This is a genomic window from Cyclobacterium qasimii M12-11B (genome assembly GCF_000427295.1).
In the GTDB taxonomy this organism is placed as follows: domain Bacteria; phylum Bacteroidota; class Bacteroidia; order Cytophagales; family Cyclobacteriaceae; genus Cyclobacterium; species Cyclobacterium qasimii.
Genome location: NZ_ATNM01000197.1, coordinates 180,790 through 197,879, shown reverse-complemented (window position 1 = coordinate 197,879; position 17,090 = coordinate 180,790). Strand labels below are relative to the sequence as shown.

Sequence of the window (17,090 nt, the reverse complement as noted above, 5' to 3'; positions counted from 1 at the left end):
AATTGGACGAATAATCATGATTTAAGTCATTCTTTAAAATGATACGGTTACCGAGGCTCATTTTATAGTAGAAACATTGGAATGGTAAAAGAGAAATTGGCAATATGAAATAAAGAGTATAGGCATAAATTTTGCCTCAATAGCAGCGTTGAATTCAGTATGGTTAAAGCCTATATGGATAGCTTTTGTTAAACAGTTAACCTGAATTCATAAAGAAAGTTTTAGGAAATATTGTAGTTTTTCGCTTAAGAAGCATCTAAATTTGGTTCAGTCCTAAACACCTATTTTTTAGCTAAGTATAACTTCTTTTACTCCTTGATGTTGAATATCGCTATTAACCCAATCCTGAAAATATATAATTCCATGCAACGGATTCTATTCTATTTGTCATTTGTGCTAATTTTTGCCTCTTGTAGCCCACAACAAGAAACGAAGACTTTCAAGGTCATGGCTTGGAATATTTTGCATGGTGGCAATGATATCGAAAACGGCCCTCAGCATGTCATTCAAATCATAAAGGAAATTGATCCCGATGTGATTTTGATGGTAGAAACATATGGCTCAGGAAAAATGATTGCAGATTCTTTGGGCTATAACTTTCATTTGATTGCAAAAGAAGGAACTGCTCTGGATGAAAAAACCGTCAACTTGTCCATCTTTTCTAAGTTTCCATTTGGAGAGCGAATTGATACAGATTACCCCTTCTATTTGGGAGGGAGAGAAATAATAATAAACAATCAAAAGATTCGCGTTTTCTCTAATTGGTTTCACTATTTGCCATGGGAGGATGCACCTGAGGAACTGGGGATGACTGCCGAGGAATTACTCGTTTGGGAACGAACGGAAACCAAATATGAAATGATCCAAAAGGTGCTTCCTTACTTAGGGAAATACAGTGCAGAAACGGATTCCATCCCCATGATTTTCGGAGGGGACATGAATTCTCCTTCACATTTGGATTGGGGAGAAGAGACCAGGGAAATGCACAAAGGTTTGGTGGTTCCCTGGTACAGTACTAAGGTTTTAGAAAACATAGGTTTGATCGATACCTATAGAACTTTAAATCCAGACCCATTGACCAATCCCGGAATCACATGGGACACCAAAGGGCAAAAAGACGAGCACCGAATCGACTATATTTATTATAAAGGAGATGCTTTACAAGCCATCGAATCAAAATCCTACAAAGCATTTTTGGGAGAACCCTTCTCCCTTAATGGAAAGTCCATTGCTTATCCATCAGATCATGGCTTTGTGGTGACCACTTTTACGTTTTAGCCTGACTTCAAAGACCGTGAAAAAGTAACGTTAATCAGCTGGGTTACTTTCGTAAGTAAGTGGATTTCCTGTTTTATTTGTGTCTTTTAGTGGCATAATTTGATTCGAAAATTCGGTATTTAAATAGCGCCACGACGATAGAACCTCCAATTCCATTTCCCAATAAGGTAAGGAGAAGGAAGGACAAATAATCTCCTAGTGAGATCGTTTCTGAATACAAAAACCCAGCAAATGCTTCTATATTCCCTACAATGCTGTGGTGAAAACCAACAAAACCTATGGTCCCGGTGATCAGTACGATTAAAAGGATACGGGTCAGAGAAGAGGTGGTACTGTTCAATATCCAGGTTAATAGCCCCATAAGCCATCCTGCGAATACTGAACTTAGCAATAAAACCCAGTAACTGTGATCCAATATATGGCTACCAATTTTAACCATTGTTTCCTTGTCGAAAAGATTAAGCTGTGCTGCCAGATCTCCTATACAGAAAACAAATACAATTCCCCCCAGGAGGTTTCCAATGATAACCACTCCCCAAATACTCAATAGTTCGAGAATAGTTCTCTGCCCATTTAAAACAGGCAGTGCCAGGACAGAGGTTTGTTCCGTAAAAAGTACAGATTTACCAAGGATCACCATGATGAATCCTAAAGGGTAAACAAGACCGAACAATTTAAAAATAATGTTTTCGTCTACCTTTCCAGCCAATAAGAAATACAAGGTGGAAATTAAAAGGTAGCTAAAACCAATTTCGAGTCCAGCAATACAAGCACTCAAAAAGATCGCTCTTTTCTTAATTTTGAATATTTCCTCTCCTTCGTGTATTACTCTGCTAAGGATTTCCGTGTATTTTCCGGACTCTTCTATTTCATTGGATTTTTTCTCCAGATCCTGTTGGTGTACTTTTTGGTCTTTTTTCTCTGGCTTCATAAATGATTTAGTATCCACAATTTGTGTTTTTCATTAGTTCAGACTTTAAACTATGAAATATTGGTCAGGAACTATCTGATGGACTATAAAATATAGGTTACTCTAAAGCCTTATGTGGCTTGAGCTTTTATTCCTTCACCAATACTTTGATTAATCTAACTTTAATTCTTTTAAAATTTTTGCGAACTATTGCAATTAAATTATTCCATTGATTTGAAATATCCGACTTTTCTGCTTCAATTTTTGTCCATAATCATTATTTTTTACCTGTTGCTGATGTTTGGGCAATGTTAAAGGTAAATTATTTATTTAAAAATTCACCACCTGTGGAAGAGTCAATTTTTAATTATGGCATTCCCTTTGCTACGTACAATTATAAGCTGGTAAAATTACTTAATGAATAAGTATTGACTATAAAAATTAAATTTATATTCCTATTGTATAAATAATATATTAAATGGTCAACCGGTTAAACCACAATTATTTTTAACTGTAAATTATAATAAAATGTTAAAAAACGCTTCTAATAAAAAATTTGCCGGAATTCTAGCAGCACTATTTTTACTGGTTGGAACAGCGCATACTTATGGACAAACCAATAACCCGGGGCCCAAATTTGGAATCAAGGGTGGTTTAAATCTTTCTCAGTTATATGTTGATCAACCTACAGTAGAGGATGAAAGCATGAAAGCAGGATTTAATTTTGGGGTTTTTGGTAAGATACCAATTAACAGCTTTCTTGCTGTTCAGCCAGAAGTGCTTTATTCCAATGCAGGCTCAAAAGTAACCTATGGTGGTTCTGATTTGGAAAATGTCCTGGGAATTGAATCAGGCGAAGTAAGGTTTAATTTAAATTATGTGCAGGTTCCAGTAGCATTGGCCGTAAACGTTGGTCCCTTAAACCTTCATGCAGGACCATACCTTTCTTATCTATTTTCAGCCAATGTGAAAGATTTGAAGCAATCCGATTTAAGTTCTTCTGATATTGCGACCTTAGATACAGACGACTTTAATAAGTTGGACTATGGGGTGATGTTTGGCGTAGGCTTTGACGTGAAAGCAGTAACCATTGGTGTCAGGTATAATTATGGTTTCCGCGAAATAGGAAACAGTGGGGTTGCCGGTCAATTGACAGAAAACTCTAAGAATGGAGTAGGGCAGATTTATTTAGGATTTGGCCTATAATCTACCAGAATCAACCCTGACTTTACTAAAGTCAGGGTTTTTTTATGTGTCCGGCTTGGGTATTTACCCTACTTTTTCCAGAGACTTAGGATTCAAAAAAACTTGGGAAAATCTTCCATTTGAAGAATAAGGTCAATATTCTTAATTTAAAAGCTTGGCTACATTTCCCCTATAAGCTTCTCCAACAGAGAACTCCAATTCCCCTATAAACACACTGTTTTTTCGAATGGACGTAATTTCACTAATTGCGACTGCATAGGACTTATGAATTCTGATAAATTGATCCAAAGGCAAAAGTGTTTCCACCTCCTTGAAACTCATTCTTACCACAAGTGGCTGAGGAGCATTTTTTAAGTAAAATTTGATATAATCGCCATACCCTTTAAGCCAAAGGATATCCTCGAATTTTAATTTTACCTGACTGTAATCTACATGTACAAAAATATGATCCATCACTTTTATTGATGGGGAAGAGGGTTTGATGGTGAGTAATTCATGTCGATCTTTTGCTCGGTTGCAAGCCTTAATAAAGCGATCCAAGGGAACCGGTTTTACCAGGTAGTCGACAACATCAAGGTCAAAACTTTCCAAGGCAAACTCTTTATAAGCGGTGATAATTATTGCCAATGGTTTTTTTTCAAGACTTGAGATAAATTGAAGCCCAGTTAATTCAGGCATCTGTATGTCTATCAATAGGAGGTCTATTGAATGTTTTTGCATTTCCTCCATGGCATCAAAAGCATTGTCACAAGTGGTTACCAAATTTAGATAGGGTATCTTGCTTATATAGTTTTTAATCAACTCAAGAGCAAGTGGCTCATCATCTACGGCAATGCAGTTTATCATGAATTGGAGCTTTGAAAGGGTGTTTTTTCTTAATTGTTAGCTGAAAATTGGTACTGTATCATTCCAGGATTCCTCATTCTGATAGCTAAGCTTAGTGATGCTCTTTTTATTTCTATCAGGAGGACTTGGTCCTTCAATATATTCGTTTTTGACTTAATATGAAACTTTCATCAATATGCTTGTGGAAAGAGACCTACTCCTTGCGTACTGATTCCTACAAAAAAAATAAACCCACCCCTTTGTATTTGAGTTGGGAAGGTTTTGCTTATCAATGGGGGGATAAAAAAGAAACCCCTGCGCAATACAAAACTGTAAAGGCAGGGGCGACTCCATTATGAAAATTTTTAATCTACACTTACATTTTGATAGTACACTTTTTTACCATCTTTTACGCTAATGACATAATCTCCTTTGATGGCATTTTCGAAATTGAATGTTTTGGTAATGCTTGCCTGGCTGATGTATGTTTCTCCAAAGACTTTAGCTTTGTTATCATCGTGGATTTTAATGTCTATTTCGGATAGGTCACTGTTGTCCAGGTTTAAATGAACTTTTTTGCCTGTTTTTTCAAATACAGATGGAATGATTTTTTCCTCTTTATTTATGCTGCTAACACCGTTTTCTTCTATTTGTACCGTATAGACAATTGATGTGGCATCGTCCGTAATATTTAAATAGTAGGTCCCAGTTTTAAGGTTTTAAGGTTAAAAAGTTTTGAATAATCAGTACTCATCACATAATCATAGAATAGGGTATGGCCTTTATCATCGCTCATAGAGACAGAAGATGCTTCGGAGGGAGAAACCATTTCAAAAACCAGGCTTTTGGCATCACTCCCCTTGATCAAACTAGTGCTTGGTTCGTAAGCCATAGAAGTTAAAGAAATGAACATTAATGCTGCTACTGCGGTACTTTTTAGTATGTTTTTCATGACAATTTTGTTTTAATGTTTGAAGAATAACCCATTGTTTGTGATTGAATTATGAATCAAACATAGGGAGGTTTAAGCCACCTTTTTTTTAGTGCGATGAAACCAAAAAAGGTTGCGACAAAAACTTAAAATGCTGCGATGAAAAATTCGAAGGGGATATATAATGACCAGGAATTCGGATTCGTAGACGTGGAAAAATATAAGGTAGGACCGCTAACTTGGGAGATTTTGGTCCTACAAGTTGCTTTGGCTCTTTGTTATAAGAATTTAGATTTATAGGGAGAGTAATATTAAGGTTTAGAGGATCTCTAATAAATCGGTAAAAGTATCTCAAGGACGCTGATTATGACGTTAATTTACTCATTTTAAGGTGGTTAAGTATGGGGAAGGTTGGCTATTGACTGTTTTGGACTAAAGGACCCTGAGTATCTAGAATTAACAGAGTTGCCCATTATTTTCATTGAAAGGAAAGAAAATAAGGGGCAATCTACGGGTTGTCCCTCAAGATTAGTATTTTTAGGAATGAAGTGTGGGAATTTAGTCGTCTCAATCATCATTGGCATTATCGAGGTCTGAAAAACGGACTTTTGTTTTTTTCAAGATTAGATAAATTCACAGCATTTTAACTTGAATGACCGTAAAAAATCATCACTATAAACCCTATCCAAAGCATACATGAAATTTTTAAAAATTCTATATTTATTGACCGCATGCGTATTGCTAAACGCCTGCAACAATGAAGGTAAGCAGGCCGATTTCACAACTGATATTTGTATTTTAGGTGGAAGCGAGTCTGGATTTACTGCAGCTATCCAAGCTTCCAGAATGGGTAAGAAAGTAGTATTAATAGAGCCAACAGGTCATCCCGGAGGAATGGTAGTGGAAGGCCTCGGAAAGGACATGCGATTTGGTAATGCAATTGTAATTGGAGGGATTACCCGTGAATTTTACGAAGCAGTTGGTGAACATTACGGCCGAAAAGCTGAATTTAATAACCCGAGATGGTATTCGAAATATGAGCCTTCTGTTGCTGGGCAGATAATAGAGCAGATGCTGGGAAAAGAAAAAACATAACCATCATTAGAAATTCCCGGATAAAGGAACAAAACGGCGTAGAAAAAAAGGAAACCGAATAGAGAGGGTAATTCTTGAAGATGGTTCAGAAATAAAGGCCAAAGTCTTTGTCGATGCTTCCATAGAAGGCCATTTACTGCATTTTGCTGGAGTAACTACCGAAACAATTCGCGAGGGGAATGACAAGTATGGGGAGAAGCTTAACGGCATTCAGGAAGTAAATACTTTCAAGCAGTTTACGGTAGCGGTTGACCCATATATTGTTGAAGGTGATTCGACGAGTGGACTAATCTCAACCATTCAAGCTGGCGAATTAGGAAACCATGGGGATCCCAGTCATTATATTCAGGGCTTCTGTTTCAGGATGTGCCTGACAAAAGAGAAGGGAAACATGTTGCCGATCAACAAACCTGAGAACTATGTACCTGAAAGGTATGAAATTTACAGGAGGTACTTCAAAGCAGGTGGCAAGCTATTCAAACCAGAAGCCAATAGACACAATGGTAAAACGGACATAGGCAGTTGGCATGATCTATCGGCAAACCTTTATGGAGAGAATTGGGAATACCCTGAAGGGAATTACCAAAAACAGGACAGTATTGTCAAATTTCACCGTGATTTTACGCTAGGCCTGCTATGGTTTTTGCAGAACGACGAGAGTGTGGATAGTCTCAACAGAGCCAATTGGGAAGGATGGGGGCTGCCAAAAGACGAATTTACAGACAATGGCAATTGGCCACGTCGCCTATATATCCGAAGTGGAAGAAGGATGGTGTCTGATTACGTCATCACTGAACACAATGTTGACATTAAGGTTAAAGATACCGTTTCAGACCCTGTTGGCATTGCATGGTGGCCACCAGATGTGCACCATGCCCGGAGAATTGTAAAAAATGGTAAAGCTTATAATGAAGGATTCACCCATGTAGAAAACGATGGAACTTGGAAACCTTTTAAAATCTCATTTCAGGCCACAGTGCCAAAGAAAGAAGAATGCATTAATCTATTGACCCCTACTAGTCTTTCATCAAGCTATATAGGCTATGGAAGCACCAGAATCGTCCCTACCTTTATGATTGTAGGGCAGAGTGTTGGTGCAGCTGCTGCTATTGCTGCTAGTGAAAATATAGACGTTCAGGATATACCTTATCCGGAATTGGAAAAGGTCTTATTGAGTCAAAACCAATAATTTCCCTGCCGGATGATTGGCTGGAAATAATCACGACAAATAATTAAACCAAAAAAGCCTCTGCAATTATTGCAGAGGCTTTTTTACTTTTTTGATTTATTGACTACCTACGGAAGTAATAAAAATGTCCATCTTCGGCTCCTGCCAGTACATCCCAAGTACCATTTTTATCCCAATCAACAAAAGTAGGGCTTGTGGTATGTCCAGCAAGGATTTTTTCAGATATAGGGCCTTTATGGTTAAAGACTACCTTATCAGGGCTTTCGCTTACGTTTTCAAATAGAGATATATTAACGCTATTGATCAATAGGTCCAGGTCTCCATCATTGTCCCAATCCATAAAGCTGATTTTCCTTCGTCCACTGCTGCCTGCATCTGCGGTGTTAAGTCTTAAGACGCCCGGATTTGCATCTTCCACCTTGTCCTTATTGGAAAAGGCGGAGCCATTTTCTCCGTAAAAGATTCTTTTTCCGGGTTGAAGAATTGGTTCACCGTTACCTTCTTTCCCTTCAAAGAAGGCAAGGTAACCTTCATGGTCCAGCATAACCAAATCCATGACCCCATCTTTGTTCCAATCGATGGCATAAGGAGTGGTTCTCCATTGGGTAGCCAATTCATTGGCTTCAGGCTTCCACCAGTTCCATGCTGGATGAGGTGGTGTTTGGTCAGCCCAATCTATTTTTACCGGCTGAGGAGCCAATAATCCGTCCCCTGTGTTTTTGATCCATTCTACTCGACCCCAGATGGAGTTAAATACAATGTCCTTGTTGTTGTCGCCATCCCAGTCAGCGACAGTCAAAGTGGTGTAACCCCATTTTGCTTCTGCTGGCCCCTGAATAGATCCGTTGTCACCGGCTTGGATTCTTATCGGTTCACCATCGATTTCCAATAGTTTTGGCTCAGCCCATTTTGGTTTCGCTGCGCCATCCAGGTTTTCTATAAAGGCAAAGTGGCCTGCAGAATTACCCGCAATGATATCTTCATCACCATCATTGTCCCAGTCAACGCTTACGGGTGTTACCAGAGCGCCAAATTTAAGATTGTCAGCTTGTTGTCTGAAGTATTTTGGAGAATCAAATATTGGAAGTCCACTTTTAGTTTCCCCAGTGTTTTTGATCAATGCTACCCGGCCATCTTCATCACCAACTACCAGATCCACATGTCCATCCTTGTCCCAATCCAGTGCGACAGGAATGATCATTTCTAGATTCATGGTAATTATACCCTCCTCGTTTTCTAGTAATTTACCTTCTTTATAAACAGGTTTTTCTCTGGTTCCTGTGTTTTCAAAATAGGTCATCTTATCCAGAAACTCTCCACAAATAAGGTCAAGGTCTCCATCTCCATCAAAGTCAGCGAAATTGGGTGAAGGTGCTCCATATACATTTATTTCTTTTCCTCCAGCTTTTATCCGGCCTCTATTTTCGTAGTTGCCATCTTTGTTTTCTAGCAAGTATACATAGCCAAAAAGCGGTCCGTTGGTCCAGACACCTTCATCATTGTAGGCATCGTCCCAGCCGTAAGAAGACCAATCATCCATCCCAACAATGATGTCAAGGTCACCGTCTCCTTCGTAATCAATCATTTTCCACTGGTTAAATCTTGGCTTTTTGCCCAGCTCCTTGGTCAATTCCTCAATGGGGAAGAGGTCTTCAGGTGTGGAGGCCAGGTCTGTTGTGAAATTCATCAACTCCGCTCCGGGGATTAAAACCTTGACTCCTTGATCTGTATGTGATATTTGCACTTTAGATATGGCATCACCTATTCTGACCGGAGGTGCAAAATCTGGGAAATCTTCACCGCTTGTGTTTTCAAAAAAGTAAAGTCCGTTGAACGGTTTATCAGGGCAAGAAACAAGCATGTCCATGTCACCATCACCATCATAATCCATTGGCAATGGCCAGGCCCACAAGCCTACACCTAGAAAAGAACTGGCTTCGGGGTTGTTGTATTTTACGATTTCGAAGTCACTAGGTGAGTCATCTACTTCAGTCGTTTTGGGGCTTGAGCAGGCTAAAGCAAAAGCCATCACAACCAGAATTAAAAAGTTTTTCCTTAGGGAATTTTTTAAAGGCTTCATTTTAATAATTTGGGGTTTTTGTTTCATATTATTAATTGTTTGTAAGCTGATTTTTGTAATAATGACAAATTTTTAAGCATAGGATGCGCAAAATTTGTGTGTTTATCTAGCTAAATAGGTCCCTTAAGTCTTTTTTGATGGTGGTTAGTATTGATAATCAACAACTTTACCTGACCTAAGTCAAAATGGATTTACATAGTACTTACCGCTTTTCAACAAAAGTGACCACCCAGAATTACATAATTAATTCTTTCAAAGCCTTTTTTTATTGTCTTCAATGAATATCCGAAATATAATTTTATTCCCATAATGTTATAATGTATTCATAAGCTTAATTGATGTGAACCTTAAATTCACCAATTTAGGTGGTAGTTGATGAGGGGGAAGGGGAGAGGTTTTAGGCGAGCTTTGCTGAGGATGGAAAGGGATTTCTTTGCTAAAAGATTTTCTATGGCTTAGCCTTTAGGGTTTAATTAAAACAGTTGGCTGAATGGAGGCCAATTTCCAAATACCATTTTATAGGGGAGTCATAGTTGAATAATAGTCTTTTTCCCTAATTCACTAGTTCCATTGGGATTAAATATTACAGCCAAGGGTGTGAGCTCAGGGTTCAGAAATTACAACTTAATTTATTTTGAAGGCATTGTATTTCCGGGCAGGTATTGGAAGAGAACCCTTTCCAATGCTACAGCTTTTCTGAATACAAGCTTTTGACAGAAAGTTAAGACTGGGATGAGGCCTTTAAATGAACGACTATACGTACCAACAAGGATAAAAATGTTCGGGCAGCTTTGGTCGATGGTGTTTTCCAGGAAATTAAGGAAGTACCTGAGACAGCTACCTTCTCTATGGATACAGAAACAGAATTGGCAATCCCCACTGGAAGTGGTAATGGCTGGTACAGTTATAATTCCACTACCCACGCCATTAAACCTATTCCAGGAAAAGTGATTTTGCTACAAACTGCTTCTGGTAATTATGCCAAGGTAGAAATCCTAAGTTACTACAAAGGAAGCCCTTCTGATGAAGCGTTGGATCCTTTGACTGATGTAGGCGCTACCTATACCTTTCAATTTGTATTACAACCAAACGGTACTACCATTTTCGAATAATGTAAGTTTATTTTCCAGCATTGGAATTCTGAGCCTTGTTGAAAAATTTATTTTTTTCGGCAGGGTTTCTTTTACTTCATCCAGGTCATTGTTAATCTTCTTTAAGCGATTAAGAAATTCTTCGTAGTAGTCTTTCTTGTAATTTTGGTTTTGGATATTCTGATTTAAAGGTCTCATGACGGGCTTTATTTTATATTAAAATAGTAAATCAAATTATTTTTTCATCCTCTAAGGCATAACAGGTAGTTGTTTTTTGCAAACCGAATCTTGTACCATTTTTAACTTGAAAATTTCGATACAAGCTGCCATTAAGCCTCCATGCTTGTTGTAATCCATCCTGTTTGTCATCTTTATAATTGTAGACATATGAAGGGGCTCCGTTTGCATACCAACTTCTTTGCACACCTTCCTTTTTGTCCTCGTAATAATTGTATTCGAACTTTAGCTCTCCGGAATCTTCCCAGTATCCAATTTGCTTGCCCACTGAAAGGTTATTTCTATAATTCCGGACTTCAAAGGGCTTTCCATTATCGTAATAGCTGGTATATAAACCATGAAGCACACCATCTAAAATTGAACTATAGGTGCTTATATTGAATCCAACTTGCTTTTTGTAAATGATCCCTGAATATTTTTCATACCCCAAATAATAGTAGCCATTTACCAATGATATGTTTGCATCATTAAAATTTATGGTGTCATTGGGGATCCCTGAAGTATCCACTGAATAATCAAGCTCAAACTTTTCTTCGTTCTCCTTGGAGAAATACTCACATGAAGACAAGCCTATACCAATCAGGAGAACCAAAAACATTTTCAATATTTTACCTAAACCGAATGCCATCAAATATCATTGAGTGAATGTTCCTTTGGTTCCATGATAGGCCCCAGATTTAATAACATATAAACCTGAGGTAGAATAAACCTCATTGCTGACATGGTAGTGATAAATACCATCAGAAAAATCAGCAGTTGGGCCAGTGTGTCCACCATTTTCATCCAGGTTGTCTGGATAAGAATTGTCCATGTCTTTGCGCCCGTAGACAGGAAATCCATCCCTTAAAAAGCCAATTAATTCAGCATCATTAACGGTAAGATAAGTGCCTTCGCTATGATAATGATAGTCCTCCCGTGGTCCAGGATGACCGCCTGAAGCATCAAAAGTTCCCCAGGCATTCTCTTGTAAAACCCCACCACCTTCATAATCATTGTAAATTGGAACACCATTTAATGCCATTCCTACCGGCCCCAATTCCGTTTCTTCTTTATAAGAACTTTCATTTGGATTTGTGGGGATGGTCATAGAATAATTAAATGAAATCATGCTCGTATTCATGTTGGCATGATTGCTTCCCGGGAAAGCTTCAAACATTTCGTGTCCTTCACCCCAATAAGGTGTTTTATGATCAGGCAATCCGGTGCTATTGATAGTAATATTGTCCTCATTTACCTGAACAGAAACTTCTTGGGTATATTCATTCACGTAGTTCTCAAGTACGACATTCGAAATAGATACACTTCCAGGAGTAACAGGCAGTTTTTCATTCTCACAGGAAAATAAACCTATCGTTAGAATTAAATACAATGCTTTTCTCATGTCTCTATAGACGCAGTTTCTTTACTAATCCTTCGCTAATAAATATTTTATTTAGATTTTCTCTGTAAAACATTTAAAAAAGGAGACAATAGAGTAAGCATTCATTTCATCCGATTAAAAATTTAACACTCCGAGGGTTACAGTCATTTACCGATTTTCCGGCCCAAACCTTAGCACAAGCCTCGACGTATTGCTAAAAGACAAATAGAAGAAATGCCTATCTTTAAGGTTCCAAATCCCCTAATCGGTAAAAACTAAGCACCTAATGGAGCCTTTTATAAAACATGTACTGTATGACTATTCCTACCTTATATTGTTTGAGCTTTCCTTTGGCTACTTCCTGTTGCTATATTTTGGTATAGCGCCCCTGTTTTTAGCCATTTGTAGATTTTTGGAATCTCGTAAACTGCTTCACAAAATTCGGCCCGAGGAAGTTTCTCGCCGGCAGGTCGTTTTTGAAATCAAGCATTCTTTGAAGTCTATAGTGGTCTTTGGGTTCTCGATTATACCCGTTATTTATTTTGTGCGTTTAGGTATAATAGATTTATTACCCAATACCTGGCTTACGGTTCTTGTTGGGATTATCGCTCTTACGTTATGGAATGAGGTTCACTTTTACTTGGTGCACCGATTGATGCATCAAAAATTCATGATGAAACAGGTGCATTACATTCACCATAAATCTCATGTCCCAACAGTATATTCCGTGTATAGCTTTCATTGGGTGGAGGCCTTATTATTAAGTACGGTACCTTTAACCATATTGCCGTTTATTCCGTTTTCAATACTTGCTGTTTTCATTTTCCCTCTGGTAAGTATTTTATTGAATTTTGCAGGCCATTGTAATTATAGGTTTGGAAATGGCAAAGGAAATGGGTGGAAGCATTTTGGCACCTACCATAATGAGCATCATAGCAGAGGTAGGAAGAACTACGGCTTTGCCCTTAACTTTCTGGATAAATTGTTTTCCAGACAAAACAGATGACAAATGAATGAAGTATATATAACCGCAGCAGGTACGTTTTTGCCCAATAAACCTGTTTCAAACGATGAAATGGAAGATTTTCTGGGCCGTATCGGCGGGAAAGACAGCCGAATAAAGGAACGCATCTTAAAACAAAACGGTATCAAGACGAGGTATTATGCCCTAGACAAATCCCAGGAAACGACGCATTCCAATGCATTGTTGGCTGTAAATGCGGTGAAGAATGCACTCAAAAAAAGCAATTTACGGTCTGCTGAGGTAGCGCTGTTGTGTACTGGAACGACACAGGGAGATTTGCCAATTCCTGGATTTGCCAGTATGGTGCATGCCGGTTTGGATTTCAATCGTTGTGAAGTGGCGAGTTTTCAAAGTGTTTGTGCTAGTGGGATTATGGCATTAAAAAGTGCTTTTAGTCAAATAAAAAGTGAAGAAAAACAGAATGCAATCTGTGTAGGAAGTGAGCTTTCCAGCAGAATGTTTAAAGCTTCAAGGTTTGAGGCACAGGGAGTAGAAACTTTGCCTTTTGATGCCGAGTTTTTGCGTTGGATGCTTTCTGATGGGGCCGGTGCTTTCGTGCTTCAAAACAAGGGAAATCATGAGGGGATTTCTTTGAGAATTGATTGGATTGACCTTAAATCCTATGCCAATGAATTCCCCGTTTGCATGTTTACAGGGAAAACGGACAATAAAAATGAAGAAGAAAAAACCTGGTTGGATTATTCAAGCTATGAGGAAGCTTCTAAAGCGGGAGCAATAAATTTGAAGCAGGACACAAGACTCCTGGAAAAGGTGATCAAAACAGGGGTAGCGCATTACTTTGAGTTAATCGATCAGGGGAAGATTAATGCTTCTCAAATAGATTGGTTGTGCTGTCATTATTCCTCTGAGGTTTTCAAGGACAGCATCAAAGAACTGATGGAAAAGGGTGGAGGAGCCATAGCCGAAGAGAAATGGTTTAGCAATCTTACCTCCAAAGGAAATACTGGGGCAGCTTCAATTTTCATTATGTTGGAAGAATTGATGTATTCCGGAAAATTAAATACTGGGGATACTATCCTCTGTATGGTGCCTGAAAGTGGTCGCTTTATCACTTCTTATATGCGTTTAACAGTGATAGGGAATACTAAATTGAAGACCAGGGCTTATCCATTGAGGGAAATAGAACCACCTGAATTGATTATTGATAAAAGTGAAACTTCTGAATGGTTGATCCGAAACCTCGCCCAGGTCTGGATTGATTTTGAAACGGCTTTGCTCAAAGTACCTATTGTCGCCAAAATTCATGATGGGAAGTTGAGTGTGGCTGATTATAAGCTGTTGTTAATAGACCTTAGGCAGCAAGTGATAGATGGTTCCCAGTGGATTTCCAGAGCTGCTTCTAATATTGACATTGACCTTTTTGATTTGCGCTCCGCATTTATTAAGCATACGGCAACAGAGCACAAAGATTATCAAATGCTAGAAAGGAATTTTGAAGCTCTTGGGGAGAAACTTGAGACCATAAGGTCAGGTGAAAAGAACATTGGGACAGTTGCTTTGACCTCTTTTATGTTTCAGCAGGCAAGCAAAGCCAACCCCATTGATTTGCTGGGGGCAATGTTTATTATTGAGGGAATAGGGAAAAGGCTGGCAGGTTTTTGGGGAGAAATGATGCAAGATCAGTTGAAGTTGAAAAACAGTCAAGTTTCATTCTTTACTTACCATGGTACTGCGGATGAAAATCATTTTCATAACTTAGAGGAGGCCTTGAACCATCCCAAAATGAACAAGGATATTGCGAAAGCCATTGTTAAAACAGCGAAAACAACGGCAAAATTATACAAAATGCAATTGGAAGAATTGGGGAATTATTAACGAGCAGTATGAAAGACAATGTATTAGATTTATCGAAGCATGATGATAGGGATCCCAATCCCTGGTTGGCCTTATTTCTGGACGATAGTATCCCGATTAACCAAACTACCAAGTTGGTTTTAATGAGGGACAACTCCTCCAGATCCGTTAGGTATTTGCTTCCTTTTATAGAAGTAGGATCTAAGATAACCATGTTCTTCATTCACATTTTCAAGTTTTTCTTCCCTAAACTGATCAATTCCTCACAAATCCTGCATAAGATTTTGGCCTGGGGACTTAAGCGCTTTGTAAGTCCAGATGCCAATTTACTTATTTTTAGACATTTTCATATTGGGACGGAGATCTTGCAATTTATTGCATGCAATATTCCAAAGGTGGAAATAGTTGGGAGCCCGCTCAAACCAAGAAATTTTGAGGACGTAAAAGATGACCTATTTTTGAAGCATGATCTAAACTTGTACAATTTTGTCATTCGTTTAAACAGTCAGTTGAGGGAAAAAACATTTCCATTGGGCCACCTGAAAAATTGGATTTGAGCATGATTACGGAAGATCAATTTGATCACATTGCTTTCCCAGATCGATGGACCAATTTTCTGGACTTGAGATCTGCCATTGAGCTATTTACACCTTTTTACCAATTGTTTCTTACCTCCAATGATTTTATTCGGGCTTCAAATTCCCTGCAGCTAGATGAAACAATCGCCATTTATACTTCTCAAATTCTTGGTACTCCTGGACACCTTGGCCTGGTTAACAATAAGCATCCAATGGTGCCGGTGACTACTTATAGTGCGGCTTACAGGTTAGTATTGCATGGACTTGCCGCTGAAACATTGCATGAAGTTTTGGTCAAAATGAAATTGAATAAAAGTGCCGATGGAGTAATGATGCCTACAAGGTAAAATACGAATAGCACTCTTTGCAAAAAACGGGAATTTGGCAAAGGTTTTCTTTGTTTTCAACCAAATTCCCGAGACTAATTTTAGGAGTAAATATAGCCTTGCTTAATCAGCTAATTTCACGACAGTTCGTCCTTTTAATTTCCCTTGCAGCATTAAGGCTATTTTTTCAGGTAAGGCATCAAGTGTTATTTCATCACAGGTGGCTGACAATTGATCAGGTTTCCAATCTTTGGCCAATTTGTTCCAGACCTGTCTTCTGTAACTCATGGGGTAGTTCTGAGAATCAATGCCTATAAGTGCAATGCCCCTTAAGATAAATGGGAAAACCGTCAGATCAAGATTTGGTGAGGCTACATTACCACAGCAGGTGATGGCTCCCATAGAAGTCGTGGATTTGATGATATTTTCAAGAATCACCCCACCTACGGTATCTATTCCCCCGGCACAAATAGGTTTTAGCATAGGGCGCTTGTCTAAATTTTCGAAATCAGACCGTAGTATTATTTCATTTGCTCCCAAGTTCATGAGGTAATCCTTTTCATGCGCTTTGCCAGTGATGGCAATGACAGTGTAACCCAGTTTGGAAAGGATCGCCACACTCAATGCGCCAACACCACCAGATGCACCGGAAACAATGATTTTACCGTCTTCAGGCTTCACCAATTCGCTGAGTCGCAATACTGACATTCCTGCGGTTAAGCCTGCAGTCCCATAAATCATTGCCTCTTTCATGCTCAGGTTTTCGGGTAGCTTTACAGTCCATTCTGCAGGTACCCGGATGTATTCACCAAAACCACCGGCCGTATTCATTCCCAAATCATAGCTGGTTACGATTACTTTGTCACCAATACTAAAGCCATCATTTTCAGACTTAGCAATTACACCTACAGCATCAATGCCTGGTGTGTGGGGGAAATTTCTTGTTACCCCTTTATTTCCTGAAGCAGAAAGGGCATCCTTGTAATTAAGGGAAGAGTAGGAAACTTTGATTAGCAAATCACCGGCAGGTAAATCTGTTATGTTTTTGGTTTTTATCTCTCCTATGAATGCTCCGTTTTGTTCCTCAACAACAAAGGATTTAAATTGATTTACTTCCATATCCTGGGGTTTATTTTTTAATGAGT

General features: G+C 38.6%; 14 protein-coding genes and 1 pseudogene. 8 read left to right on the top strand and 7 right to left on the bottom strand.

Going from position 1 to position 17,090, the window contains the following annotated elements; translation table 11 throughout:
* The first annotated feature begins 363 nt into the window (after window positions 1-363).
* A complete protein-coding gene (locus ADICYQ_RS24780; protein ID WP_040418140.1) occupies window positions 364-1,278 on the top strand; it encodes an endonuclease/exonuclease/phosphatase family protein in 915 nt (304 codons plus the stop codon).
* 73 nt (window positions 1,279-1,351) lie between these two features.
* On the opposite strand, the gene ADICYQ_RS24775 is transcribed toward ADICYQ_RS24780, so the two are convergent.
* A complete protein-coding gene (locus tag ADICYQ_RS24775) occupies window positions 1,352-2,209 on the bottom strand; it encodes a formate/nitrite transporter family protein (protein ID WP_020888487.1) in 858 nt (285 codons plus the stop codon).
* Between the two features lie 507 nt (window positions 2,210-2,716).
* Here ADICYQ_RS24775 and ADICYQ_RS24770 point away from each other — a divergent pair.
* A complete protein-coding gene (locus tag ADICYQ_RS24770) occupies window positions 2,717-3,394 on the top strand; it encodes a porin family protein (protein WP_020888485.1) in 678 nt (225 codons plus the stop codon).
* Between the two features lie 141 nt (window positions 3,395-3,535).
* Here the strand turns inward: ADICYQ_RS24770 and ADICYQ_RS24765 are convergent, their stop codons facing one another.
* Together ADICYQ_RS24765 and ADICYQ_RS24760 are read right to left on the bottom strand one after the other, a co-directional pair.
* Window positions 3,536-4,240 (bottom strand): LytR/AlgR family response regulator transcription factor, encoded by a 705-nt coding sequence (locus ADICYQ_RS24765; RefSeq protein WP_020888483.1) that lies wholly within the window; start codon window positions 4,238-4,240, stop codon window positions 3,536-3,538.
* A gap of 670 nt (window positions 4,241-4,910) precedes the next feature.
* The gene (locus tag ADICYQ_RS24760) at window positions 4,911-5,171 is read right to left on the bottom strand and encodes a hypothetical protein (RefSeq protein ID WP_040418098.1); all 261 of its coding nucleotides are present in this window, start codon (window positions 5,169-5,171) and stop codon (window positions 4,911-4,913) included.
* 675 nt (window positions 5,172-5,846) lie between these two features.
* Here ADICYQ_RS24760 and ADICYQ_RS29450 point away from each other — a divergent pair.
* On the top strand, window positions 5,847-6,245 hold the full coding sequence (locus ADICYQ_RS29450; RefSeq protein WP_081652440.1) for an FAD-dependent oxidoreductase: 399 nt from the start codon (window positions 5,847-5,849) through the stop codon (window positions 6,243-6,245).
* Between the two features lie 58 nt (window positions 6,246-6,303).
* On the top strand, window positions 6,304-7,434 hold the full coding sequence (locus tag ADICYQ_RS26445) for an FAD-dependent oxidoreductase (protein ID WP_081652439.1): 1,131 nt from the start codon (window positions 6,304-6,306) through the stop codon (window positions 7,432-7,434).
* 103 nt (window positions 7,435-7,537) lie between these two features.
* Here ADICYQ_RS26445 and ADICYQ_RS24745 read toward each other — a convergent pair whose 3' ends face one another.
* On the bottom strand, window positions 7,538-9,463 hold the full coding sequence (locus ADICYQ_RS24745; protein ID WP_235114908.1) for an FG-GAP-like repeat-containing protein: 1,926 nt from the start codon (window positions 9,461-9,463) through the stop codon (window positions 7,538-7,540).
* Between the two features lie 842 nt (window positions 9,464-10,305).
* On the opposite strand from ADICYQ_RS24745, the gene ADICYQ_RS26440 reads away from it, so the two are divergent.
* A complete protein-coding gene (locus ADICYQ_RS26440; RefSeq protein WP_020888476.1) occupies window positions 10,306-10,626 on the top strand; it encodes an HmuY family protein in 321 nt (106 codons plus the stop codon).
* A gap of 208 nt (window positions 10,627-10,834) precedes the next feature.
* Here the strand turns inward: ADICYQ_RS26440 and ADICYQ_RS26435 are convergent, their stop codons facing one another.
* Together ADICYQ_RS26435 and ADICYQ_RS24725 are read right to left on the bottom strand one after the other, a co-directional pair.
* A complete protein-coding gene (locus tag ADICYQ_RS26435) occupies window positions 10,835-11,470 on the bottom strand; it encodes a toxin-antitoxin system YwqK family antitoxin (RefSeq protein ID WP_146947861.1) in 636 nt (211 codons plus the stop codon).
* A gap of 6 nt (window positions 11,471-11,476) precedes the next feature.
* The gene (locus ADICYQ_RS24725) at window positions 11,477-12,223 is read right to left on the bottom strand and encodes a YHYH protein (RefSeq protein ID WP_020888473.1); all 747 of its coding nucleotides are present in this window, start codon (window positions 12,221-12,223) and stop codon (window positions 11,477-11,479) included.
* A 265-nt stretch (window positions 12,224-12,488) separates the two neighbouring features.
* Here ADICYQ_RS24725 and ADICYQ_RS26950 point away from each other — a divergent pair, with 265 nt between their 5' ends.
* The 3 genes and pseudogenes from ADICYQ_RS26950 (at window position 12,489) to ADICYQ_RS30990 (ending at window position 15,966) form a co-directional block, all read left to right on the top strand.
* Window positions 12,489-13,208: a sterol desaturase family protein gene (locus ADICYQ_RS26950; protein ID WP_020888472.1), complete on the top strand. Its 720-nt coding sequence runs from the start codon at window positions 12,489-12,491 to the stop codon at window positions 13,206-13,208.
* A gap of 3 nt (window positions 13,209-13,211) precedes the next feature.
* Window positions 13,212-15,062: a beta-ketoacyl-ACP synthase III gene (locus ADICYQ_RS24720; RefSeq protein ID WP_020888471.1), complete on the top strand. Its 1,851-nt coding sequence runs from the start codon at window positions 13,212-13,214 to the stop codon at window positions 15,060-15,062.
* A gap of 8 nt (window positions 15,063-15,070) precedes the next feature.
* Window positions 15,071-15,966 (top strand): annotated as a pseudogene (locus tag ADICYQ_RS30990) (DUF6999 family protein).
* A gap of 102 nt (window positions 15,967-16,068) precedes the next feature.
* Here ADICYQ_RS30990 and ADICYQ_RS24710 read toward each other — a convergent pair.
* Entirely contained in the window at window positions 16,069-17,064 is a 996-nt protein-coding gene (locus ADICYQ_RS24710) for a YhdH/YhfP family quinone oxidoreductase (RefSeq protein ID WP_040418133.1), read from the bottom strand.
* Between the last annotated feature and the right edge of the window lie 26 nt (window positions 17,065-17,090).